The sequence below is a fragment of the Streptomyces sp. NPDC028711 genome (assembly GCF_055565415.1).
This window is the reverse complement of record NZ_JBVHUJ010000007.1, coordinates 121786-145267: the sequence shown is the minus strand read 5'-3', so window position 1 is coordinate 145267 and position 23482 is coordinate 121786. Positions and strand designations below refer to the sequence as shown.

Here is a 23482-nt window from a genome sequence, read left to right as displayed (position 1 = left end):
CATGGACCCGCGACCTTCCACGGACCCGCCCGCCGGTCCGCCCCGCTGCTACCGGCACCCGGAGGCCGAGACCGGCATCCGTTGCGCCCGCTGCGAGAAGCCGATCTGCACGCGGTGCATGATCTCCGCCTCCGTCGGCTTCCAGTGCCCGGACTGTGTGCGCAACGGCTCGGGGACCGGCCACGCGGCCGACGCGAACCAGCCCAGGACGCTGGCGGGCGGCAAGGTGGCGTCCGACGACCACCTCGTCACCAAGATCCTCATCGGGATCAACCTCGCCGTCTACCTCGCGGTCCTGGCCTTCGGCGACCGGTTCGTCGACGAGCTCGTGCTCATCGGCTACGCCTTCAGCCCGGCGCTCGGTGAGGTCGTCGGGGTCGCGGACGGCGAGTGGTACCGGCTGCTGACCGCGACCGTCCTCCACCAGGAGGTCTGGCACATCCTCTTCAACGTGCTGGGCCTGTGGGTGATCGGCGGGATCGTCGAGCCGGAGCTGGGCCGGATCCGGTACGCGGTCCTCTGTCTGCTCTCCGGTCTCTCCGGCTCCGTACTGGCCTATCTCGTCGCCGCGCCGAACCAGCCCTCGCTGGGTGCCTCCGGCGTCGTCTACGGCCTGATCGGTGCCTGGGTGGTGCTGGCCCGCCGGCGCCGTCACGACATGCGGCCGGTGGTCCTCTTCGTGGCGCTCTCGCTGCTCATGACGTTCACCCGTCCGGGGATCTCCTGGGAGGCCCACGTCGGCGGTCTGGTCGCCGGCGCCCTCGTGACGTACGCGCTCGTGCACGCGCCGCGGAACCGCCGGGACCTCGTGCAGTACGGGGCCTGTGGACTGGTGCTTCTGATCGACCTGGGGATGGTCCTGGCCCGCTCGGCGGCGCTCACCTGAGCGCACAGGGGCCAGGAAGAGCTTCCCTGTGAGCTTTCCCCAGAGTTATCCACAGTGTGTGGCCCCTCTGGGGTCGATCGCCCCCGCTCGCTGGGGAAAGACTGCGCCCCTCGCCTCTGACCTGGTGTTTATTCAGGGAGGCGAGGGGCGCTGTGGATTTCGGGGGTGGTGTGATTCCGGTCATACCGGCGTCAACCCCGTGCGAGTTATCCACAGATCTTCGTAAGTTATCCAGTGCTGTGCACAACGCTGTGGATAAGTTCAGGGGAGAGCTTGACGAGTGCCCTCGGGGGGCGCTAGATCCCGCTGTCTCCCCTGCTTCTCACCGGCTGCTGCGCGGCTACTTCCACTGAGTCGAGACACCGAAGCCGGCCGCGATGAAGCCGAAGCCCACCACGATGTTCCAGTTCCGGATCGACTCGATCGGCATCGAGCCGTCGGTGACGTAGAAGACCACGATCCACACCAGACCGATGGCGAACAGCGCCAGCATCACAGGCGCCACCCAGCTGCGGTTGGTCAGCTTGATACTGGTCGCCTGCTTGGCGGGCGGAGGCGTGAAGTCGGCCTTCTTGCGGATCCGTGACTTCGGCACGAGGGACTCTCCTGTCGATGCGCTGCGTGACCGCGCAGGGAACTGTGGCTGGCGCCGGGATGTGACGAAGGAGGACGACTGCGTCCCCCAGGCGTCCGTTAGCGTAGTGGTTCCGCGGCACCGAAGGGGATCAGGGTACGTTGAGCAATTCCGCCGGCACTCCCGAACGAGCGGGCCGCACCGCGAGGTGGCGCCCCGTACGGGTCCTCACCCTTGCCGTTTTCGCCCTCGCCGGACTGATCTTCGTCACCAGCTTCAACACCGCCAAGGGCACCAACATCCGCACGGACGCCTCCCTCCTGCGGCTCTCCGACCTGATCGAGCAGCGCAGCCACAAGAACGCGGGCCTCGACGAGTCCACCTCCGCCCTCCGCTCCCAGGTCGACTCGCTCGCCGCGCGCGACGACGGATCCACCCGCGCGGAGGACGCGCGACTCGACGCGCTCGAGGCGGCGGCGGGTACCACCGAGGTCTCCGGCTCCGGCCTCACCGTCACCCTCGACGACGCCCCGCCGAACGCCCAGGCTGCCCCCGGCTACCCCGAGCCGCAGGCCAACGACCTCGTCATCCACCAGCAGGACCTCCAGGCCGTCGTCAACGCCCTGTGGCAGGGCGGCGCCGAGGGCATCCGGGTCATGGACCAGCGGCTCATCTCCACCAGCGCCGTGCGCTGCGTCGGCAACACCCTGATCCTCCAGGGCCGCGTCTACTCGCCCCCGTACAAGATCACGGCCGTCGGCGACCGGGGGAAGCTGAGCAGGGCGCTCGCCGACTCCCCGGCGATCCAGAACTACCAGCTGTACGTGAAGGCCTACGGGCTCGGCTGGAAAGTCGACGACCACGGAGCGGTGACTCTTCCCGGCTACTCGGGCACAGTGGACCTCCACCACGCGAAGCCGGTGAGCTGACAGCGGGAGGGCGGCTTGGGAGGCTTGCGTCTCGTCGTCAGGACCTTCAGTGAACTGTGCCTCACCGTGGGCGCCCTGATCGTCCTCTTCGTCGTGTACGTCCTGTACTGGACCGGTGTCCAGGCCGAGAGCGCGAGCGCCGGCCAGATCGACAGCCTCCAACGGCAGTGGACGCGCGCCCCGGTCACGGCAGCGCCCGCTCCCTCAACCGTGCCGTACGCCCCGGGCAGGGGGATCGCCGTCATGTACGTCCCCAGGCTGGGCGAGGACTGGAAATGGCCCGTCCTCGAAGGCACCGGCGCCGACGTCCTCAAGAAGGGCCTCGGCCACTACACGGCCACCGCCCGGCTGGGCGGGACCGGCAACTTCGCCGTCGCCGGCCATCGCCGCACCTACGGCGACCCCTTCAAGGACTTCCCTCGGCTGCGCGCAGGCGACGCGGTGGTGCTGACCGACGGAACGACCTGGTTCACGTACCGGATCGCCCGTGCCCCCTACCGGACCGTGCCCACCGACGTCGGGGTCGTCGACCCGCTGCCCAGGCCCCTCAGGAAGGACGCGGCGGTCTTCGACGGGCCCGGCCGCTATCTCACCCTCACCACCTGCGATCCCGAGTGGGGAAGCAGCCACCGGCTCGTCGTCTGGGCGCACCTCGACGCCACCCTGCCGGTCGCCGACGGCCGTCCACAGGCTCTGAACAGTCGTCCACAGGCTTTGGGCAGCTGACCCCCCACGGCCCCCTCGCCCCGTACTCTGGTCCCCGTAACGAACGGAAGGGGCGGTCGACGTCATGTACGGCTGGATCTGGCGGCATCTGCCGGGCAACGCGTGGGTGCGGGCGCTGATCTCGATCGTGCTGGTGCTCGCGGTCGTCTACGCCCTCTTCCAGTACGTGTTCCCCTGGGCGGAGCCTCTGCTTCCGTTCAACGATGTGACGGTGGACGGCCAGTGAGCGCGCGAATTCTCGTCGTCGACAACTACGACAGCTTCGTCTTCAACCTCGTTCAGTACCTCTACCAGCTCGGCGCCGAGTGCGAAGTCCTCCGCAACGACGAGGTCGAGCTGAGCCACGCGCAGGACGGCTTCGACGGCGTCCTGCTGTCGCCGGGACCCGGCGCCCCCGAGCAGGCCGGCGTCTGCATCGACATGGTCCGGCACTGCGCGGCCACCGGCGTGCCCGTCTTCGGCGTCTGCCTCGGCATGCAGTCGATGGCCGTGGCGTACGGCGGAGTCGTCGACCGCGCGCCCGAGCTGCTGCACGGCAAGACCTCGCCCGTCACGCACGAGGGCAAGGGCGTCTTCGCCGGCCTGCCCTCGCCGTTCACCGCGACCCGCTACCACTCGCTGGCCGCCGAGCCCGCCGCCCTGCCGGCCGAGCTCGAGGTCACCGCGCGGACCGAGGACGGCATCATCATGGGCCTGCGCCACCGGGAACTGCCCGTGGAGGGCGTCCAGTTCCACCCCGAGTCGGTCCTCACCGAGCACGGCCACCTGATGCTCGCCAACTGGCTTGAGCAGTGCGGCGACAAGGGGGCGGTCGCACGGTCGGCGGGGCTCGCGCCGGTGGTGGGCAAGGCCGTCGCGTGACGACGGGCTCCCCGTGGTTCCGGCCGACGAACGAACCGGGCCCCGAGCCGATACCCGCTGACCCTTACGGGGTCCCGGTGCCCCCGTACGGGCAGCCGGCGGATCAGCAGGCGGCCCCCGGGTACGGGGAGACCACGGCGTACGAGGACACCGCGACGACGTACGGCGAAACGGCGATGACGTACGGGGAGACGGCTGCGTACGGGCAGGTCGCCGGGGCTGAGCACGGTGCCGCGCACGGGCAGGCCCCCGTCGCCGCCGAGTCCGCGGCGCCCCCGCGGTCCCACCGGCGCCCCGAGCCCGCCCCCGAGGACCCCTACGTGCCCGCGTACGACCCCTACGAGGCCGCGGAGCCCTCCCGGCCCTCCCCGAGCGAGACGATGCCCCTACGGGCCGTGGAGCCCCTTCCCGGTCCCGGGAGGGCCGAACGTCGTCGTGCGGCCAAGGGCGGCCGGGGCAAGGGGCGCGCCGCCCCGACCGGAGCCGCGCCCGCAGAGGCTCCCGCGGCCCCGCTCTCCCGCGTCGAGGCCCGGCGCGCGGCCCGCGCGGCCAAGGACAGCGTCGGTGTGGTCGCCAGTCGGGCCGTCGGCGAACTCTTCATCACCCTCGGCGTCGTGATGCTGCTCTTCGTCACCTACCAGTTGTGGTGGACGAACGTCCTGGCCGGCCAGGAGACCGACCAGGCCAAGGAGCAGATCGAGGACACCTGGGCCAAGGGCGACAGCAAGCCGGAGGCCTTCGAGCCGGGCGAGGGCTTCGCCATCATGTACATCCCCAAGCTGGACGTCGTCGTCCCCGTCGCCGAGGGCATCGACAAGGCCAAGGTCCTCGACAAGGGCATGGTCGGCCACTACGCCGAGGGCAGCCTCAAGACGGCGATGCCGTCCGACAAGCAGGGCAACTTCGCGGTCGCCGGCCACCGCAACACCCACGGTGAGCCGTTCCGGTACATCAACCGGCTGAAGCCCGGCGACCCGATCGTCGTCGAGACCCAGAGCGCGTACTACACCTACGAGATGGCGAGCATCCTGCCGCAGACCGCGCCCTCCAACGTCTCCGTGATCGACCCGGTGCCGAAGGGCTCGGGCTTCACCGAGCCGGGCAGGTTCATCACGCTGACCACCTGCACGCCCGAGTTCACCAGCACGTACCGGATGATCGTGTGGGGCAAGTTGGTCGAGGAACGCCCGCGCAGCGAGGGAAAGCCGAAAGCGCTCGTAGGCTGAGACCCGACACCTCCGGACGGGACGACGGGACGACCTAGTGGCACGCGCGCGCAATCGGATCGCCGGGATCATCAGCCTCTTCGGCGAACTCCTCATCACGGCGGGCCTGGTCCTCGGCCTCTTCGTCGTCTACTCCCTGTGGTGGACCAACGTCCTCGCCGACCGCGCCGCCGACCAGGACGGCGCCCAGGTCCGTGACCGCTGGGCCGGCGGGCCAGGGGCGCTCGACACCAAGGACGGCATCGGCTTCCTGCACGTCCCCGTCATGGGCGACGACGAGATACTGGTCAAGCGGGGAACCACCAGCGCCATCCTCAACAACGGCGTCGCCGGCTACTACACCGACCCGATCAAGTCCGCGCTCCCCCAGGACAAGCAGGGCAACTTCACGCTCGCCGCGCACCGCGACGGGCACGGGGCCAAGTTCCACAACATCCACAAGTTGAAGACCGGGGACGCGATCGTCTTCGAGTCGAAGGACACCTGGTACGTCTACAAGGTCTACAAGTCCCTGCCGGAGACCACGAAGTACAACGTGGACGTCCTCCAGCCGGTACCGAAGGAATCCGGCAAGACCAAGCCCGGCCGTTTCATCACGCTGACCACCTGCACCCCGATGTACACCTCCGACTACCGGTACATCGTCTGGGGCGAGCTGGAGCGCACGGAGAAGGTCGACCGCGACCGGACACCCCCGGCGGAGCTGCGCTGAGGCGGCGCGACAAACGGGAGAGCCCCGGCATCCACTGGATGCCGGGGCTCTCCCGTAGGGGGCGGGGCTCAGTCGAACAAGCCGCCGCCGCCGTTGTTGTCGCCGTTGTTGTCGCCGTTGTTGTCCCCGCCGCCGTTGCCGCTGCCACCGACGGTGTAGACGTTGATCTCCTGACCCGGAGTGACCATCGAACCCTCGGTCGGGTTCGTCCCCATGACCATGGCGTCCTCCTTGTCGGAGCCCTGCTGGGTGACCTTCAGGCTCAGGGCCTCCAGCTGCGCCTTGACGTCCTTGAACGGCCTGCCGGCCAGACCCGTCGGGAGCTGCACCTGGGCCGGCTGCTGCGGGCCCTTCGAGACCTTCAGCGTGATCTGGACGTCCTTCGGCTGGTCCGAGGGGCCGGCCGGGGTCTGGTCGACGACCGTGCCCGCGGGCTGATCGTTGTCGACCTCCTCCTTCGTCACGTTCGTGAAGCCGAGCTGGGTCAGCTGCTGGAGGGCCTGGTCGTACGTCCGGCCCTTCTGGTCCGGCAGCTGGGACAGCTTCTGCTTCGCGATGGTGATCGTGATCTCGGAGTTCTGCTCCGCCTTGGTGTTGGCCTGGGGGTTCTGCCGCAGGACCGTTCCCGGGTCCTCGTCGGACTCCTCTTCCTCGACCTTGACCTTGAAGCCCTTGCTCTCCAGGGACTCCGTGGCCCGCTCCTGCGACTGCTCCTGCACGTCCGGGACCTCGACGAGCGGCGCGCCCTCGGAGACGTACACCTGGATGGTGCTGCCGGTGTCCATCTTCGCGCCGTTCTCCGCTGCCGGGACCTGGCGGCAGATGGAGCCCTTGGGCTGGTCACAGCGCTCTGTGCCGGCCTCCTGCATCTTCACGTCGGCGTTGCCCGCGTGTCCTGTCGCCGACTCGACGGTCAGGCCGACGAGCTGCGGGACGGAGACCTGACGGGTGCCTTCCTTGTCCTCGAACAGCGAGACGCCGATGAAGATCGCGCCGACGAGTACGAGGATGCCCGCGAGGACCAGCAGGATCGTCGAGGTGTTCGACTTCTTCTGGCCGCCGCGACGGCGGTCCGGGCGGTCGTCGTAGCCGTAGCCGCCGTCGTCCGGGTTGATCGGGGGCAGCATCGAGGTCTGGCCGGCCGGGTCGGCCTGGCGCAGCGCCGTCGTCGGCTGGTCCTCCGGCGGGTAGCCGCCGTAGCCCCCGCCGTACGGGGGCGCGCCCATGCCCATCCCCATGCCCATCGCCGCGGCGGCGGCGACCGGCTGACCGTCGAGGCAGGCCTCGATGTCCGCGCGCATCTCGTCGGCGGACTGGTACCTGTAGTCGGGGTCCTTGACCAGCGCCTTGAGGACGATGGCGTCCATCTCGGGCGTGATCTCGGCGTCGAAGTTGCTCGGCGGCTGCGGCTCCTCGCGGACGTGCTGGTACGCGACCGCGACCGGGGAGTCACCGATGAACGGGGGACGGACGGTCAGGAGCTCGTACAGCAGGCAGCCCGTGGAGTACAGGTCGGAGCGCGCGTCGACCTGCTCGCCCTTGGCCTGCTCCGGGGAGAGGTACTGGGCCGTGCCGATCACCGCGGAGGTCTGCGTCATGGTCATGCCCGCGTCGCCCATGGCGCGCGCGATGCCGAAGTCCATGACCTTGACCTGACCGGTGCGCGTCAGCATGACGTTCGCCGGCTTGATGTCACGGTGCACGATGCCGGCGCGGTGCGAGTACTCCAGCGCCTGGAGGATGCCGACCGTCATCTCGAGGGTGCGCTCGGGCAGCAGCTTGCGCCCGGAGTGCAGCAGCTCACGCAGGGTCGACCCGTCGACGTACTCCATCACGATGTACGGGATGGAGACCCCGTCGACGTAGTCCTCGCCGGTGTCGTACACCGCGACGATCGCCGGGTGGTTCAGCGAGGCGGCGGACTGTGCCTCACGGCGGAACCGGGCCTGGAAGGACGGGTCGCGGGCCAGGTCGGCCCGCAGCGTCTTCACGGCGACGGTGCGGCCGAGCCGGGTGTCCTGACCGAGGTACACCTCGGCCATGCCACCACGGCCGAGCACCGAGCCCAGCTCGTACCGGCCGCCGAGGCGACGCGGCTCTTCCATAGCTAATCCAGCCCTCTCCGTCTGTCCCGACCGCACCCATGGGTGGTCCGGCGGTGTGTGCTGTTCGCGCATACGCTACCGGCCCCGGGAAGACGTTCCGCCCGGGGCCGGTAGCTGATACCTGACCGGTACCTGGCAGGTACGGGGCCGTGGCGTCAGCCGCGGCTCTTGATGACCGCCTTCATGACGTCCCTCGCGATCGGGGCGGCCAGACCGCCACCGCTGATGTCCTCGCGGTCGGTGCCCTGGGAGTCCTCGACGATCACGGCGACCGCGACCGGGGAGCCCTCGGCGGTCTTCGCGTACGAGATGAACCAGGCGTACGGACGCTTGGCGTTCTTCTCGCCGTGCTGGGCCGTACCCGTCTTGCCGCCGACCTTCACGCCGTCCATGTTCAGGTCGGCCTTGCCACCGGTGCCGTTGGTGACGACGCTCTCCATCATCTGCTGGAGCAGCTGGGCGTTCTGCGGCGAGACCGGCCGGCTCATCTCCTCCGGCTCGTTCTGCTTGATGATGTCGAGGTTCGGGGCGCGCAGCTGGTCGATCATGTACGGCTTCATCAGCTTGCCGTCGTTGGCGATCGCCGCCGTGACCATCGCCATCTGGAGCGGGGTGGTCGCGGTGTTGAACTGGCCGATGGACGAGAGCGCGTTTCCGCCGCGGTCGGCCTTCTTGTCGTAGACGGAGGCCGAGGAACGGACCGGCGTGAACTGCTCGGCGTTGAAACCGAACTTCTCGGCCATCTCGTTCATCTTCTCGACGCCGACGTCGTCGCCGAGCTTCGCGAAGACCGAGTTGCAGGAGATGTCGAGGGCACGCTTCAGGCTGGCGTCGGCGCAGCCCCTGGCGTGGTTGATCATCTCCTTGTTGGAGAGCGGGATCTTCCAGCCCTCGGGGGTGTCGGTCGCCGCGTTGATGTCGGTGACCTTGCCGTTCTCCAGCGCCGCGGCGGCGGTGACGACCTTGAAGACGGAACCGGGCGGGTAGATCTCGCGGATCGCGCGGTTCTGCTTCGGCTTGTTCTTGTCCTTCTCCAGCGCCACCCAGGCCTTCTCGTCCTTGCCGGAGTACCCGGCGAAGGACGAGGGGTCGTACGACGGGGTGGAGGCGAGCGCCAGGATCTTGCCGGACTTCGGCTCGATGGCGACGACGGCGCCGGTGTTGTTCCCGAGGCCTTCGTACGCGGCCCTCTGCGCGGCCCCGCTGAGGGTGGTGACGACGTCGCCGCCCTTCTTCTTCTCACCGGTGAACATGGCGAGCGTGCGGTCGAAGAAGAGCCGGTCGTCGTTGCCGGTGAGGATGCCGTCCTCGATCTTCTCGATCTGGTTGGCGTCATAGGCCTGTGAGGCGTAACCGGTGACCGGGGCCCACATGGGGCCGTCGATGTAGGTGCGCTTGAACTTGTAGTACGGGTCCTTGGAGTCGACGGACCCGGTGATCGGCTTGCCGTCGACAATGATGTTGCCGCGCTGGTTGGCGTACCGCTCGATCCGGACGCGGGTGTTCTTCGGGTGGGCGTTCAGCTCGTCGGCACGGACGAACTGGAGCCAGTTGTCCCGCAGGAGCAGGGCGAGGATGAGCAGGCCGCAGAAGATCGCGACCCGGCGCAGCGGCTTGTTCACGGACGGACCACCTGGGTCATCTCGGCGTCGGGGGACGGGGCGGGCGCGGGCGCGGGCCGGCGCGCCGTGTCGCTGATCCGGATCAGGATGCCGATCAGAGCCCAGTTGGCGATCACGGAGGATCCGCCGTACGCGAGGAACGGCATCGTCATACCGGTGAGGGGGATGAGGCCCATCACACCGCCGGCGACGACGAAGATCTGGAGCGCGAAGGCGCCGGAGAGGCCCATCGCGAGCAGCTTGCCGAAGGGGTCACGGGCGGCGAGGGCGGTGCGGACACCGCGCTCGACGATCAGCCCGTAGAGGAGCAGGAAGACCATCACACCGGCGAGGCCGAGCTCTTCGCCCACGGTGGCGAAGATGAAGTCCGAGTTGGCGGCGAAGCTGATGAGGTCCGAATTGCCCTGGCCGAGGCCGGTACCGAGGATGCCGCCGGAACCGAAGGACATCAACACCTGGGTCATCTGGTCACAGGCGTTGAGCATGTTCTGGTCGGTCGCCGTCTCCAGGCAGCCGAAGGGGTCGAGCCAGGCCGCCACACGGGACTGGACGTGGCTGGCGAACGAGCTCACGACGACCGCGCCGCCCGCGGCCATCAGCAGACCCATGACGATCCAGCTGGTCCGCTCGGTCGCCACGTACAGCATGATCACGAACATGCCGAAGAACAGCAGCGACGTACCCAGGTCGTTCTCGAAGACCAGGATGAGGAGGCTGACCGCCCAGATCGTCAGGATCGGGCCGAGGTCGCGGCCACGGGGCAGATAGAGCCCCATGAAGCGGCGGCTGGCCAGGGCCAGCGCGTCCCGCTTCACCATCAGGTAGCCGGAGAAGAACACCGCCAGGACCAGCTTGGCGAACTCACCGGGCTGGATGGAGAAACCGCCGACCTTGATCCAGATCTTGGCGCCGAAGACGTCCGCTCCGAGGCCGGGGACCAGCGGCAGCAGCAGCAGGACGAGGGAGACCACCATGGAGATGTACGTGTAGCGCTGGAGGACGCGGTGGTCCTTGAGCAGCAGCAGCACGCCCACGAACATGGCGATGCCGATCGCCGAGTACATCATCTGGCTCGGGGCGTCGGGGCTGAAGGACTTGTACAGCCGCATCGACGTCGCGATCAGCCGCGGCGACTGGTCGAGACGCCAGATCAGCACCAGGCCCATGCCGTTGAGCAGGGTCGCGAGGGGCAGCAGCAGCGGGTCCGAGTACGGGGCCCACTTGCGCACCACGAGGTGGGCGACGCCGGCGAGCAGGGCGAGCCCGAGCCCGTATCCGAGCATGCCGGCCGGGATCTCGCCGTCGATGGCCAGGCCCACGTTGAGGTACGCGAACACCGGGATGGCGACGGCGAACGCGAGCAGCGCCAGCTCGGTGTTGCGGCGGCTCGGCGCATCGATCGCGCCGATGGTGGTCGTGTTGGTGACAACGCTCATGGTGGTGAAAGGCCCCCTACGGGTGCTTACTGCTTGCCGCAGTTCGAGGCCAGCTTCTGCTCCTCCGCGGTGAGGGTGGGACCCGGGGACGGAGCGGCTGTGGTGGGCTTGGGGTCAGGGGTGGCGGTGTCGCCGGGCTTCTCGGCCGGCGGCTTGCTCGCCTGGTCGGCGGCCTTCTCGGCGGCCTCGCGGCGCTGCTCGGTCTTCTTGCAGGCCGAGGCCTGCGCCGCAAGCTCGGCGATCTTCGTCTGGGCCTTGCCGAGGCTGCCGCCCGTGATCGTGTCCTCGACCTGCTTCCGCTGGTAGGCGGGGAGGTACTTGAGTTCGATCTCGGGGTGGTCCTTCTGGACCTTCGACAGCGAGACCCAGGCGAGGTCCTGGCTGATCCCCTGGTACAGCGCCACGTGCTGGTCCTTGGAACCGACGAAGTACTGCTTCTGCGTCCAGCGCCAGCCGCCGTACAGCCCGCCGCCGATGACCGCCAGGGCGAGGACGAGGAAGAAGGAGCGCTTGAGCCATTTGCGGCCCGTGCGCGGCTTCACGAAGTCGTCGTCCGTGTACGCGTCGAAGGAGCCCTGCGGGGGCATGCCGCCGTAGCCGTGGCCGTCGCCGCTGCCGGGCGGACCGAAGCCGCCGGCGGGCGGCTGCTGGTGCGCGGCCGTGCGGCCGAGGCCGGAGGCGCGGCCGGCCGGGGTCTGCATGGCCCCGCCGTCGTTCAGCTGGGCCTGGTTCTCGGCGACCGCGCCCACGATGACCGGGGTGTCGCTGAGGTGACCTGCGAGGGTGTCGCCACCGTCGACGTCGAGGACGTCGGCGACGATCACCGTGATGTTGTCGGGGCCGCCGCCGCGCAGAGCGAGCTGGATCAGCTCCTGCACGGTCTCCTGCGGGCCCTGGTAGCTGGCGAGGGTGTCCTCGAGGGTCTGGTGCGAGACCACGCCGGACAGGCCGTCGGAGCAGATCAGGTAGCGGTCGCCGGCCCGGACCTCACGGATGGAGAGGTCGGGCTCGACGTGGTCACCGCTGCCGAGCGCGCGCATGAGCAGCGAGCGCTGCGGGTGGGTGGTGGCCTCTTCCTCGGTGATCCGGCCCTCGTCGACGAGCCGCTGGACCCAGGTGTGGTCCTGGGTGATCTGGGTCAGGACACCGTCGCGGAGCAGATAGGCGCGCGAGTCGCCGACGTGCACGAGACCGAGCCGCTGGCCGGTCCACAGGAGGGCGGTGAGCGTGGTGCCCATGCCCTCCAGCTGCGGGTCCTCCTCGACCATCATCCGAAGCTGGTCGTTGGCGCGCTGCACCGCCGTACCGAGCGAGGTGAGGATGTCGGAGCCGGGGACGTCGTCGTCGAGCGTGACGAGGGTGGAGATCACCTCGGAGGAGGCGACCTCACCGGCGGCCTGGCCACCCATGCCGTCGGCGATGGCGAGCAGCCGGGGACCGGCGTAACCCGAGTCCTCGTTGCCCTCGCGGATCATGCCCTTGTGCGAGCCCGCGGCGAATCGCAGGGACAGAGTCATGCGCACCTGCCCTGTCGCCGCTGCATCGGGGTACGGCCGGTCTCGACCCACACTGCCCACCCTCCGGTCGCTCCGGTCACGCCGGTCGCCTCAGTCGCTCCGGTCGGGAGCGCGGCACGGCCGGTGGCGGGGACCGTCCCGACTCGCTCGCTCCGCTCGCGCCTATTCATGATGTAGCACTACTTCCGCAGCTCGATGACGGTCTTGCCGATGCGGATCGGCGCGCCCAGCGGAATCGGTGTGGCGGTGGTGAGGCGGGTCCGGTCGAGATACGTGCCGTTGGTGGACCCGAGATCCTCGACGATCCACTGGCCGTCCCGGTCCGGGTAGATCCTGGCGTGCCTGCTGGACGCGTAGTCGTCGTCGAGGACGATCGTCGAATCGTGCGCCCGGCCCAGCGTGATCGTCTGCCCCTGGAGGGCGACGGTCGTGCCGGTGAGGGTGCCCTCGGAGACGACCAGCTTGGTCGGGGCGCCGCGGCGCTGCCGCCCACCGCCCGCGGTCTGCTGGCCGCGCTGCTGCGGAGGCGCGGCGGCCTGCCGCGCCTGCTGCTGCGGTCGCGCCTCTTGGCGCCGCGAACCGCGCTGGGTCACCCGCGTACCGAAGAGGTCGCTACGGATGACCTGGACGGCCACGATGACGAACAGCCACAGAACGGCCAGGAAACCCAACCGCATGACCGTCAGGGTCAGCTCTGACATTGCCCCCGCTTCACCCTTCGGCTTGCCGGTAAACGATGGTGGTGCTGCCCACGACGATCCGCGAGCCGTCGCGGAGCGTAGCGCGGGTGGTGTGCTGCCCGTCCACCACGATGCCGTTGGTGGATCCCAGATCCTGGATCGTCGAGGGCGTTCCGGTCCGGATCTCGCAGTGCCGGCGGGAGACGCCGGGATCGTCGATCCTCACGTCCGCGTCGGTGCTGCGGCCGAGGACCAGGGTCGGGCGGGAGATCTGATGGCGGGTGCCGTTGATCTCGATCCAGTGGCGCACCCGGGTGCCCGCTCCGCCGTGGGTCCCGGGGCCGGGCATGGCGCCGGCTCCGGCCGCGGGGCGGCCCGCGGCGGCCGTCGGCCGGGGGCCGGGGGCGCCGGGGGGCGGGGAGGCGGGCATGGGCGGGGCGCCGACCGGGGGGTACCCGTAGCCGCCGCGGCCCTGTGCCGGGCTCTGCTGCTGGTGGTGCTGTCCGCCCGCGGGCGGCTGGGACTGTGACGTACTCGACGCCAGGGTGCGACTGCGGACGCGGTACAGACCGGTGTCGAGGTCGTCGGCCTTCTCCAGATGGACCTTGATCGGGCCCATGAAGGTGTACCGCTGCTGCTTCGCGTAGTCCCTGACCAGGCCGGCGAGCTCGTCGCCGAGCTGGCCCGAGTAGGGGCTGAGGCGCTCGTAGTCCGGCGCGCTCAGCTCCACGATGAAGTCGTTGGGGACGACGGTCCGCTCGCGGTTCCAGATCTGCGCGTTGTTGTCGCACTCGCGCTGGAGCGCGCCGGCGATCTCGACCGGCTGGACCTCGGACTTGAAGACCTTGGCGAAGGTGCCGTTGACCAGACCTTCGAGACGCTGCTCGAAACGCTTCAGGACTCCCATGGGGCACCTCCTCCGTCGTTGTCGTCCTGGTACTGCTTACTGATCGTATCCACGCGTCGGGAAATCGGCTGGTTCCCCTTCTCTGCCCTGTGGACGAGTGTCACCTCTCACAGGCTTTCCCCACGGATCGTAGAGGCGGCCTGTGGACAGTGTCCCGCACCCGGCTGTGGGAGCGGGGCTCGGTCCGGGCAGGGTGCTCGTCCCGGGGGCGGTCCGTCCCCTTCATCCCCCTCCTTCCCCCTCCTTTCCCCTTGATCTCCGCCCTTCTCCTCTCTGCTCCCTGCCGTCCTGCCCGCCTGCCCGCCTCGTCCCTGCGTCGCTTCCTTCGTCTCGGCCCTCACCTTCTTCGCCGTCCTCCCGCTTCCGTGCTTCTGCCCCTCCCTCACCTTGGTCTCCCCCGGCGGAGCCGAAACAACGGATGTGAATCCACGGTCTGCGACGTGCTAATCTTCTGATGTCGCCAGGCGCTCGCACCGCAGAGTGAGAGAGCCCGGAGCACACCCAATGCGCGGGTGGCGGAATAGGCAGACGCGCTGGATTCAGGTTCCAGTGCCCGAAAGGGCGTGGGGGTTCAACTCCCCCCTCGCGCACCAGACGGGAGCCCCGTAGGTCATCGACCTACGGGGCTTCCGCGTTGTCGACGTGGTGTGAGCCTTCCCACGTTCCTCGGTGGCGGCACGCGACTTTTGTCTTCGGGGGCCGAGACGAAAGTGGGAAGCCCGGGGATCGGGCCGCGGCCTACGGTGCGAGCGTGGACGTTATGTCGAAGTCGGGGGCCCGGAGTTCGTCCGGGGTCGTGGCCGTGCTCGCCGGATGGTGGGCCTGGTTCGCGGTGCCGGGGCAGTGGTCGGGGCGCAGGACCACCGGGGAGGTGGCGCTCGCCGCGGTCGTCGCGCTGCTCGGCGCGGGGTCCGAGGAACTCATGGGCGGCGAGGGCTGGCCGCTGGCCGCGGTCGCCGTCGGCTCCGCCGTGCTGTCGTTGGTGCGGCGCAGGCTCCCCGCGAGCGTGCTCGTCCTGACCGCGGGGCTCGCGCCTCTCGTGCCCGGTTTCGGTTTCGTGCTGCTCGTGGTCGGCTGGTCGTCCGGCCGGTACATCGCGGGCGCCGGGCGGGCACTGGCCGCCTTCATCGTCGCTTTCGTCGTGAACGTCGGGGCGAGCCTCCTGGGGACCTTCGACCCGCAGCGGATGCTCGTCATAGCCCTCACGGCGACCCTCTACTACTTGGGCACCACGCTGGCCCCTGGGCTCGCCCACCGCTATTGGACCCAGCGGCGGACCCTGCTGCACGCGCTCCAGGAGCGGAACGCCCAACTGCTGCGGGAGCGGACCATGGTGGCCTGGCAGGCGCGGCTGCGGGAGCGGCAGCGGATCGCCCAGGACATGCACGACAGCCTCGGGCACCAACTGGCCCTCATCGCCGTGCACACGGGTGCCCTGGAGGTGGACCGGGAGCTGAGCGGGCGTCAGCGCGAGGTGGTCGGGGTCCTGCGGAACGCGTCGGTGACCGCGATGCACGAACTGCGGGAGGTCGTCGGGATACTCCGCGACGGCGTCGAGGCCGTCGATGGTACGGCCGGGGCGCCGTCGCGGGCCGGCGACGAGACGGGACGGGCCGCGCGGGGGATCGCCGGCATCGAGGGCCTCGTGGAGGCGGCGCGGGCGGCCGGCACCGCGGTCGGGCTGAGACGGTCGGGGGAGGAGCGGACGCTGGCACCGGCCGCCGACCACGCCGCCTACCGGATCGTGCAGGAGGCCCTGACCAACGCCTACAAGTACGCGCCGGGGGCCCCGATCGGTGTCGAGCTGCGGTATGAGCCGGACACCTTCGTGGTGGAGGTGCTCAACGAGCAGCCGTCGGGAGGGCCGGCGAAGGACATGGTGAGCGGCGGCCAGGGGCTGACCGGGCTCGCCGAGCGCGCTCGTCTGGTCGGCGGCATGTGCCACGCGGGTCCGGCCGACGGTGGTGGGTTCCGGGTGGCGGGGATGCTGCCGTACGGGGCGGCGCCCGTCGCGGAGGCAGCGCCTTTGGTCGATGTGGCCGACGACTTCCGGCAGCAGACCACGAAGCCGCTGGTGGGTGATGGTCGTCCGGTCGGGGTCGGACCGACCGACTGGACGTTCACGGAGCGGGAGCTCGCTATGGCGGTGCATGGGGGCAGGACCAGAAGCACGGGCGGTTCGATCGCGTTGGGCTGCGGGATCGCGTTCGCCGCGCTCGTGCTGCTTGTGGTCGCGGCGGGCTTCGGCCTCTTCTTCCTGATGGGTTCGTTGGAGAAGGGGATGATCGATCCAGGGGAGTACGACGCGGTGAAGGTCGGCTCGCCTGAGAAGGAGGTCCGGGACCGGCTCCCTTCGGGGGACACGATCGCCACCGCCGGCCTGGGGGGCAAGGGGCCCGCGATGCCGGACGGCGCCGACTGCCTCGTGCTGATGTCCTCGGAGATAAGCGACTCCTTCGACAAGGAGCCCGTTTTCCGGTTCTGTTTCAAGGACGGCAAGCTGATCGAGAAGAAGTCGTACGAGGTCGAGGCGCGGTAGCGCTGATCCGCCCGTACCGAAGCGTGGGGGAACACCAGTGGCAGGGCAGGCCATCAGGGTCGTGATCGCCGACGACGAGCCTCTGATCAGGGCCGGGATCCGGATGATTCTCACCTCGGACCCGGAGATCGAGGTCGTCGGCGAGGCCGCCGACGGCCGCCAGGCGATCGAAGCCGCTCGGGCGCACGCGGCCGATGTGGTGCTCCTCGACATCCAGATGCCGGTGCTCGACGGTCTCTCGGCGCTGCCGGAGCTGCGCCGCGCGGCGCCGAAGGCCCGGGTGATCGTGCTGACGACCTTCGGCGAGCGGGAGAACGTGCTGCGGGCGCTGGAGCACGGGGGAGCCGGGTTCCTGCTCAAGGACACGGCGCCGGCGGAGCTGATCCGGGCGGTGCGGGCGGCCGCGGCGGGTGACGCGTATCTCTCGCCGGCGGCGACTCGGCACGTGGTGGAGCGGCTCGCCAAGGGTCGGGAGGCGGTCCGTGCGGAGCAGGCGCGGGGGCGGGTCGTCGGGCTGAGCGAGAAGGAGCGCGATGTGCTGGCGCTGCTCGGGGAGGGGCTCTCCAACGCGGACGCGGGGAAGCGGCTGCACATGAGCGAGGCCACGGTGAAGACGTATGTGAGCCGGATCCTCGCCAAGCTGGACTGCGAGAACCGGGTGCAGGCGGCGCTCCTTGCCCGGGACGCGGGGCTGTAAGGGAAGGCTCCTGTACGGGGGAAGAGCGGCGCAGGCCCCGGGCGCGGGGCTGCCGGCAGGTGCCGTTCGGTCAGGCGTTTCCGTCAGACGTTTCGGTCAGTGTGGGGGGCGTTCCGGGAGGCCGTTCGGGCCGGCCGCGTTGTAGCGGAGCAGGTAGGCGGCGAAGCGGTCGAGGTCTTCGGCCGACCAGTCCTTGAGGCGCTCCTGGTAGGCCGCTCGGCGGCTCGTCCGGGTCGAGGCCAGCACCTTGGTGCCTGCCTCGGTGGGGTGGAGGACGTGCACGCGGTGGTCGTCGGGGGCGGGCCGGCGCTCGACGAAGCCGAGCTTCTCCAGGCCCGCGATCTGGCGGCTGACCGTCGACTTGTCCAGCAGGTAGTGGGCCGCGAGATCGGTCGCGCGGCAGCCGCGCTGCTCCTCGATGTGGGCGAGCAGCGTGTACGAGACGAGCGGGAGCTCCGGATGCACCCGGGTCGCCGCGGCGCGGGCCCGGCGGGCGAAGGCCGTCAGCTCACGCTGGATGACGTCCATGGACGCCTCGCGTGGGGTTTCCGCGCCGCCGGTCATGGTGGGCTCCCTCGTCATCGGGCGGGCACTGTTCGCTCGCCACGAGCTTTCAGTTGTATAGTACAACGGTTCTTTAGTTGTAAAAGCCAACCATGGAGGTCCCGGTGTCCGCAGGACCGAAGACCAGCGGCGCGTTGCGGCATGTCCTCGGACATCTGCTCACCCCGCTGCTGATGTGCGTCGGCATGGGACTCGCCTACCTCGGCGCGTTCCACGCCCCCGCACCCCACGATCTGCGCGTCGACGTCGTCGGCTCGGGACCCGCCACCCAGGTCCTCGCGCAGACCCTCCAGGACAAGGGCGCCGGCGCTCTCGACGTCCGTACCGTCGCCGACCGGGACACGGCCGTCACCGCCCTGCGCGAGCAGAGCAGCTTCGGCGCCTACGTCCCCGGCGAGAAGCCCGAGCTGCTCGTGGCCTCGGCGTCCTCCGACACCAGCGCCATGGCCGTCGAGAAGCTGTTCACCAAGGTCGCCGCCGGGCAGGGCGCCCCGCTCAAGGTCACCGACGTGGCACCCGTCGCCTCCGGCGACCCCACCGGGCAGGGCGTCTTCTTCCTGCTCGTCGCCCTCAGCATCGGCGCGTACGCCTCCGTGGCCGTCATCGGCGGGGCCGGGGCCGTGCTGCCCATGCGGATCAGGGCCCTCCTCGCCGCCGGGATGTCACTCGTCGTCAGCCTGATCGGGACGCTCTTCGCCGGACCGGTCTTCCATCTGGTCGATCAGGGGCTCGGAGGGGTGTGGGCGCTCTCCTGGCTGTACGCGGCGGGCATCCTGCTCGTCGGTGTCGGCCTGCACACCTTCCTGCGCCGCTGGACCACACTCGGCGTGATGGTGCTCTTCGTCATGCTCAACTTCACGAGCTCCGGCGGCATCTACCGGCCCGAGCTCCAGCCCGGCTTCTTCGGCGCCCTGCACGCCTTCTGGAACGGCGCGGGCTTCGTCGAGGGCGTACGCGGCCATGTGTACTTCGGCGGGCACGCGCTCGGCGGGCACGTCCTCGTCCTGGCCCTCTGGTTCCTGGCCGGGGCCGCCCTCGTCGTCGTCGCCGGGATCACGGAGACGAGGCGGGCACGTGAGGCGGGGGCGGCCGCCCCGGCCGCTCCTTCGGCTTCCGCCGCGGCTTCCTCCGCGGCTTCCTCTTCGGCCCGGGACGGGGCGGGAGCCGAGGAGGAGATGGAGGAGGCGGTCGCGGTCTGAGGACGGTCCGCAGGGGGTTGTCCACAGGCCGCCGACGGCGTTGTCCACAGGGGGAGACGCTCACTCGGGTGCGGCGGTACCGTCAGCGCGGATGATGTTGGACATTCGTCGGGGGAGGGCGTGCCATGGACACGATCCAGGCCGTGGTGCCGGGACAGCGCGGTAAGGGCGGAGGGCCGGGCGGCGTGCGCGTGCCGCACGTGCCGGGTTTCGCGCGCCGTGACGACATCGACGGCGGGACGGCCCACAAGGAGCGCGGCAAGGAACTGCGGCAGCGGGTCCCGCGCGCCTCGCACTCCCGGCCCGCCCTCGCCGCCGACCGCCCGGACGCGGTCAGGGCCGTCGAGGAGTCGAGCCGCGACCGGGTCCCCGAGCTCGCGCCGATACGGGTCGGCAGGATGGCGGCCAGCCCCTTCGCCTTCCTGCGCGGATCCGCCGGCCTCATGGCCCACGACCTCGCCGGCACCCCCGTCACCGGGATAGCCGCCCAGCTGTGCGGCGACGCCCACGCCGCCAACTTCGGGCTCTACGGGGACGCCCGCGGCCGGCTCGTCATGGACCTCAACGACTTCGACGAGACCGTCGTGGGCCCCTGGGAATGGGACCTCAAGCGGCTCGCCACATCCCTGGTGCTCGCGGGCCGGGAGGTGGGCGCGAGCGAGGAGATGTGCCGGGCCGCCGCCTTCGACACCGTCGGCGCCTACCGGCGCACCATGCGCCTGCTCGCCCGGCTTCCCGCGTTCGACGCCTGGAACGCGATCGCCGACGAGGAACTGGTCTCGCACACCGACGCCCGTGATCTCCTCGGCACCCTGGAGCGGGTGTCCGCGAAAGCCCGCAACAACACCAGCGCCCGATTCGCCGCCCGGTCGACCGAGGCCGTGAGCGACGCGGAGGGCGGCGGGCGCAGGTTCGTGGACGCCGCCCCGGTGCTGCGCAGAGTCCCGGACGCCGAGGCCGCCGCGGTCGCCGCCTCCCTCGGCACGTACCTGGAGACCGTCTCCGAGGACCGGCTGCCGCTGCTCGCGCGGTACGCCGTCCACGACGTGGCCTTCAGGGTGGTCGGCACCGGCAGTGTCGGCACCCGTTCCTATGTCGTACTGCTCCTGGACCATCGGGGCGAGCCGCTGGTGCTCCAGGTGAAGGAGGCCAGGCCGTCCGCCCTGCTGCCCCATCTGCCCGCCGCGGGCTTCACCGTGCCGGCCCCCGGCCACGAGGGGCGGCGGGTGGTGATCGGGCAGAAGCGGATGCAGGTCGTCAGCGACATCCTGCTCGGCTGGACCACGGTCGAGGGGCGGCCCTTCCAGGTGCGGCAGTTCCGCAACCGCAAGGGCAGCGTCGACCCCGCCGCCCTCACCGTCGAACAGGTCGACGACTACGGCCGGATGACCGGGGCGCTGCTCGCCCGCGCCCACGCCCACAGCGCGGACCCGCGACTGATAGCGGGGTACTGCGGCAAGAACGAGGAGTTCGACGAGGCCGTCGCCGCCTTCGCCGTCTCGTACGCGGACCGCACCACCAGCGACCACGCCGACCTGCTCGCTGCCGTCCGCGCGGGCCGTATAGCGTCGGAACTGGGCGTCTGACGTCCGTCGCGGGGGCGAGGGGCGACGGACCTCGTCGGCGACGACGTGCGGGGTGAGGTGCGGGGCGAGGGCGGGAGAGGGGAAGGGGCGGGAGGGGAGGGGGAGGGAGGGGGGGAGGCCCCCCGAGGCCCGTAGGCTGGGGGGACGAGGCGGAACGAGGACTGGACGGGCGTTGACGTGAGCGTGGACCAGGGTGTGAACGAGGGGTCCGGGGACGACCGGCCCGAGGACGGTCAGCCCGAGGCGCGGGTTCAGGACGAGCGGTCCGAGGCGCCGGCTCAGGACGGTCAGCCCGAGGCGCCGGCTCAGGACGGTCAGCCCGAGGCGCCGGCTCAGGATGGGCAGCCGGGGGCTGCGGACGAGCGGCCCGAGGCGCGGCTTGAGCGGGCTGTGCGGGTGGCCGAGCAGGCTCTGATCGAGTTCGAGATCGCCGTCGAGACGTTCCGGGTCGAGGTGGACAACTTCTCCCGGCTCCATCACCAGAAGCTCGGTCCGATGTACGCGCGGCTCGACGAGCTCGACGCACGGATCGCCGAGGCACGGGCCGCTCGCACCGGCGACCCGGAGGATCTGCGGCGGGCGCAGGAGGCGCGGGCGGCGGTCATGCCGATGCCCGGGGTGGACGAGCTGTTCCACGACTGGATCGACTCCGACGGCTTCTCCCCCGAGGCGGAGGCCATGCTCACCGACCGGCCGGTGCAGCCTCCGAAGCGGGTTCGTCCCGGCGAGGAGGCCCGCAGGCTCTACCGGGAGCTGGCCCGTAAGGCCCACCCCGACCTGGCCCGTGAGGAGGACGAGCGGAAGCGGCGCGAGGAGTTCATCACGCGGGTGAACGCGGCCTACGCCCGTGGTGACGAGGCCCTGCTGCGGGAGCTCTCCGCGGAGTGGGAGGCCGGTCCCGTGCCGGCGGAGCGGCTCAGCGAGAGCGAGGAGCTGTACGCGCGTCTGGAGTGGCTCGCGGAGCGCAAGGACATGCTGTCGGCGCTCGCCCGCGAGCTGGAGGAGAGCGCGATCGGCGCGATGCTGCGGATGGCGCCGGAGGACCCGGACCGGCTCCTCGAGGAGATCGCGGAGCAGCTGCTCGCGCAGGTCTCCGAGCGGGAGAACGAGCTGGCCGGGCTGGTGCAGTAGGTTTTTCTGTGCGCTCGTTCTCCTTCGGGCGGTACTGACGAGAGAAGGCCTGTCCCATGAATTTCTCCCCGCTCCCCTCGGTGGACGCGGCTTCCGTGCCGGCCGATGCCCTGGTGCTGGACGTCAGGGAGGACGACGAGTGGGCGGCCGGTCATGTCGAGGGCGCGCTGCACGTGCCGATGAGCGACTTCGTGGCCCGCTTCGGTGAGGTGACGGAGGCCGTGGCCGAGCGCGGTCGTGCCTATGTGATGTGCCGGGTCGGTGGCCGGTCGGCGCAGGTCACGCAGTATCTGGTGCAGCAGGGCTTCGACGCGGTGAACGTCGAGGGCGGGATGCTCGCCTGGGACGGTGCCGGTCGCCCGATGGTGACGGGGAGCGGCAGCCCGGCCTTCGTCCTCTGAGGCCGGCGACCAGGCCCTGATCCGCCGGGCAGGCCTAGCCGAGGGGGTGGGTGGCCAGTAGGTCGCCCAGGGCCTCCTCGTGGGCCGCGGCGGGGCCGAGGGACAGCTCCAGGTGTTTGGCCCAGGCGTGGTAGCGGTGCAGGGGGTAGTCGGTGTCGGCGCCGAAGCCGCCGTGCAGGTGCTGTGCGGTCTGCACCACGCGCCGTACGCCCTCGGAGGCCCAGATCTTCGCGACGGCGATGTCCCCGGCGGCCGGGAGCGTTCCTTCGGACGCGCTGGAGAGTCGCCAGGCGGCCTGCCAGAGGGTGGCCTCCATGGCGCGCAGGTCGATGTAGCGGTCGGCGGTCTGCATGGCGACGGCCTGGAAGGTGGCCACCGGGTGGCCGAACTGCTCCCGTTTCCCGGTGTACTGGCTCGTCATGGTGAGTACGGCCTCGCCGAGGCCGAGGGCGAGCGCACAGGTGCCGGTGGTCAGGATTCCGCGCAGCCACTCCCAGGCGCCCTCGGTGTCGATGACGTCGGCGGCGTCGAGGCGTACGGCGTCGAGTCGTAGTTCGGCGAGGAGCTCGCCGCTGGTGGAGTACTGCGCGGTGAGGGTGAGACCGTCGTGCCTCCGGGGCAGCAGGGCGAGGACGGTGCGGCCCTCGGCGGTGTGCGCGGGTACGGCGACGAGGCCGGCTCCGTGGGCCCAGGGAACGGTGGTCTGGAGGCCGTCGAGGATCCAGGCGGTGCCCTCGCGGCGGGCGGTGACGGCACGCTCGGCGGGGTCGTGGCCGGTACGCCCCTGGGAAGCGGCCGTGAGGACGAGTTCGCCGCGGCCCACCCGGAGGAGCAGTGCGGCGGCCGTCTCCGGGGAGGCGTACCGCTCGACGGTCATGGCGACGGCGCTGGTCTCCAGGAGGGGGACGCGGGCGAGGACGCGGGCCGACTCGCGCAGGACGAGGCAGAGGGCGACGGCGTCGAGACCGGCGCCCCCGTGCTCCGGGGACACTGTCAGGCCCAGCAGGCCGGCGGCGGCGAGGCGGGCCCAGAGCGGGCGGTCAAGGTCCTCGGAGACGGCGCCCGGTGTGAGGGCGGGGCTCGGTACGGCGTCGGGCGCGACGTCCGAGAAGACCGCCTTCGCCGCCTCGACGGCCGCCTGCTGTTCCTCGGTGAAGGTGAAGTCCACTGTCCTGCCCTCCCGT

The 23482-nt window shown here is 70.5% G+C and carries 22 protein-coding genes and 1 tRNA gene; 14 read left to right on the top strand and 9 right to left on the bottom strand.

Annotation, left to right across the window (positions count from 1 at the left end; genetic code table 11):
• The first annotated feature begins 1 nt into the window (after position 1).
• Positions 2–886, top strand: coding sequence for a rhomboid family intramembrane serine protease (locus ACZ4VK_RS22590; RefSeq protein WP_468354687.1), 885 nt, complete (start codon positions 2–4; stop codon positions 884–886).
• A 340-nt stretch (positions 887–1226) separates the two neighbouring features.
• On the opposite strand, the gene crgA is transcribed toward ACZ4VK_RS22590, so the two are convergent.
• Positions 1227–1481: a cell division protein CrgA gene (gene crgA, locus ACZ4VK_RS22585; protein ID WP_030321260.1), complete on the bottom strand. Its 255-nt coding sequence runs from the start codon at positions 1479–1481 to the stop codon at positions 1227–1229.
• A gap of 140 nt (positions 1482–1621) precedes the next feature.
• On the opposite strand from crgA, the gene ACZ4VK_RS22580 reads away from it, so the two are divergent.
• From ACZ4VK_RS22580 to ACZ4VK_RS22555, 6 genes are all read left to right on the top strand, one after another.
• The gene (locus tag ACZ4VK_RS22580) at positions 1622–2389 is read left to right on the top strand and encodes a DUF881 domain-containing protein (protein WP_468354684.1); all 768 of its coding nucleotides are present in this window, start codon (positions 1622–1624) and stop codon (positions 2387–2389) included.
• A gap of 24 nt (positions 2390–2413) precedes the next feature.
• Positions 2414–3115, top strand: coding sequence for a class E sortase (locus ACZ4VK_RS22575; protein WP_468355329.1), 702 nt, complete (start codon positions 2414–2416; stop codon positions 3113–3115).
• 64 nt (positions 3116–3179) lie between these two features.
• Entirely contained in the window at positions 3180–3341 is a 162-nt protein-coding gene (locus tag ACZ4VK_RS22570; RefSeq protein ID WP_024760376.1) for a hypothetical protein, read from the top strand.
• On the top strand, positions 3338–3976 hold the full coding sequence (locus ACZ4VK_RS22565; RefSeq protein WP_389680199.1) for an aminodeoxychorismate/anthranilate synthase component II: 639 nt from the start codon (positions 3338–3340) through the stop codon (positions 3974–3976). Before ACZ4VK_RS22570 ends, ACZ4VK_RS22565 begins: the two co-directional genes overlap by 4 nt.
• Positions 3973–5202 (top strand): class E sortase, encoded by a 1230-nt coding sequence (locus ACZ4VK_RS22560; protein WP_468354680.1) that lies wholly within the window; start codon positions 3973–3975, stop codon positions 5200–5202. The genes ACZ4VK_RS22565 and ACZ4VK_RS22560 overlap by 4 nt, the downstream gene beginning before the upstream one ends.
• A 37-nt stretch (positions 5203–5239) precedes the next feature.
• Positions 5240–5914, top strand: coding sequence for a class E sortase (locus ACZ4VK_RS22555; protein ID WP_468354677.1), 675 nt, complete (start codon positions 5240–5242; stop codon positions 5912–5914).
• 68 nt (positions 5915–5982) lie between these two features.
• Here ACZ4VK_RS22555 and pknB read toward each other — a convergent pair whose 3' ends face one another.
• From pknB to ACZ4VK_RS22525, 6 genes are all read right to left on the bottom strand, one after another.
• Positions 5983–8019: a Stk1 family PASTA domain-containing Ser/Thr kinase gene (gene pknB / locus ACZ4VK_RS22550; RefSeq protein WP_468354674.1), complete on the bottom strand. Its 2037-nt coding sequence runs from the start codon at positions 8017–8019 to the stop codon at positions 5983–5985.
• A 155-nt stretch (positions 8020–8174) separates the two neighbouring features.
• Positions 8175–9641: a peptidoglycan D,D-transpeptidase FtsI family protein gene (locus ACZ4VK_RS22545; protein WP_468354671.1), complete on the bottom strand. Its 1467-nt coding sequence runs from the start codon at positions 9639–9641 to the stop codon at positions 8175–8177.
• On the bottom strand, positions 9638–11077 hold the full coding sequence (locus ACZ4VK_RS22540) for an FtsW/RodA/SpoVE family cell cycle protein (protein WP_468354668.1): 1440 nt from the start codon (positions 11075–11077) through the stop codon (positions 9638–9640). Before ACZ4VK_RS22540 ends, ACZ4VK_RS22545 begins: the two co-directional genes overlap by 4 nt.
• Before the next feature lie 26 nt (positions 11078–11103).
• Positions 11104–12594 carry a Stp1/IreP family PP2C-type Ser/Thr phosphatase gene (locus tag ACZ4VK_RS22535; protein ID WP_468354665.1) on the bottom strand — a complete coding sequence of 497 codons (1491 nt, stop codon included), beginning with the start codon at positions 12592–12594 and terminating at the stop codon, positions 11104–11106.
• 179 nt (positions 12595–12773) lie between these two features.
• Positions 12774–13295, bottom strand: coding sequence for an FHA domain-containing protein FhaB/FipA (locus ACZ4VK_RS22530; protein WP_468354663.1), 522 nt, complete (start codon positions 13293–13295; stop codon positions 12774–12776).
• Between the two features lie 10 nt (positions 13296–13305).
• Positions 13306–14181 carry an FhaA domain-containing protein gene (locus tag ACZ4VK_RS22525; protein ID WP_468354660.1) on the bottom strand — a complete coding sequence of 292 codons (876 nt, stop codon included), beginning with the start codon at positions 14179–14181 and terminating at the stop codon, positions 13306–13308.
• A gap of 506 nt (positions 14182–14687) precedes the next feature.
• Between ACZ4VK_RS22525 and ACZ4VK_RS22520 the strand changes: the two genes are divergently transcribed.
• From ACZ4VK_RS22520 to ACZ4VK_RS22510, 3 genes are all read left to right on the top strand, one after another.
• A tRNA-Leu gene (locus tag ACZ4VK_RS22520) sits at positions 14688–14774 on the top strand.
• Positions 14775–14941: 167 nt separating this feature from the next.
• Complete coding sequence (locus ACZ4VK_RS22515; protein WP_468355326.1) at positions 14942–16720, top strand: sensor histidine kinase; 1779 nt, start codon at positions 14942–14944, stop codon at positions 16718–16720.
• 37 nt (positions 16721–16757) lie between these two features.
• On the top strand, positions 16758–17417 hold the full coding sequence (locus ACZ4VK_RS22510) for a response regulator (RefSeq protein ID WP_468354657.1): 660 nt from the start codon (positions 16758–16760) through the stop codon (positions 17415–17417).
• A gap of 96 nt (positions 17418–17513) precedes the next feature.
• Here the strand turns inward: ACZ4VK_RS22510 and ACZ4VK_RS22505 are convergent, their stop codons facing one another.
• The gene (locus ACZ4VK_RS22505) at positions 17514–17981 is read right to left on the bottom strand and encodes a MarR family winged helix-turn-helix transcriptional regulator (RefSeq protein ID WP_468354654.1); all 468 of its coding nucleotides are present in this window, start codon (positions 17979–17981) and stop codon (positions 17514–17516) included.
• 92 nt (positions 17982–18073) lie between these two features.
• On the opposite strand from ACZ4VK_RS22505, the gene ACZ4VK_RS22500 reads away from it, so the two are divergent.
• The 4 genes from ACZ4VK_RS22500 to ACZ4VK_RS22485 all read left to right on the top strand — a co-directional run bounded on the left by ACZ4VK_RS22500 (position 18074) and on the right by ACZ4VK_RS22485 (position 22298).
• Entirely contained in the window at positions 18074–19180 is a 1107-nt protein-coding gene (locus tag ACZ4VK_RS22500) for an ABC-2 transporter permease (RefSeq protein ID WP_468354651.1), read from the top strand.
• Between the two features lie 125 nt (positions 19181–19305).
• The gene (locus ACZ4VK_RS22495; RefSeq protein WP_468354649.1) at positions 19306–20766 is read left to right on the top strand and encodes a DUF2252 domain-containing protein; all 1461 of its coding nucleotides are present in this window, start codon (positions 19306–19308) and stop codon (positions 20764–20766) included.
• A 390-nt stretch (positions 20767–21156) separates the two neighbouring features.
• Positions 21157–21897, top strand: a complete 741-nt coding sequence (locus tag ACZ4VK_RS22490; RefSeq protein WP_468355323.1) for a hypothetical protein — start codon at positions 21157–21159, stop codon at positions 21895–21897.
• A 56-nt stretch (positions 21898–21953) separates the two neighbouring features.
• Positions 21954–22298, top strand: a complete 345-nt coding sequence (locus ACZ4VK_RS22485) for a rhodanese-like domain-containing protein (RefSeq protein ID WP_468354646.1) — start codon at positions 21954–21956, stop codon at positions 22296–22298.
• Positions 22299–22332: 34 nt separating this feature from the next.
• On the opposite strand, the gene ACZ4VK_RS22480 is transcribed toward ACZ4VK_RS22485, so the two are convergent.
• Entirely contained in the window at positions 22333–23466 is a 1134-nt protein-coding gene (locus ACZ4VK_RS22480) for an acyl-CoA dehydrogenase family protein (protein WP_468354644.1), read from the bottom strand.
• Positions 23467–23482 lie beyond the last annotated feature (16 nt).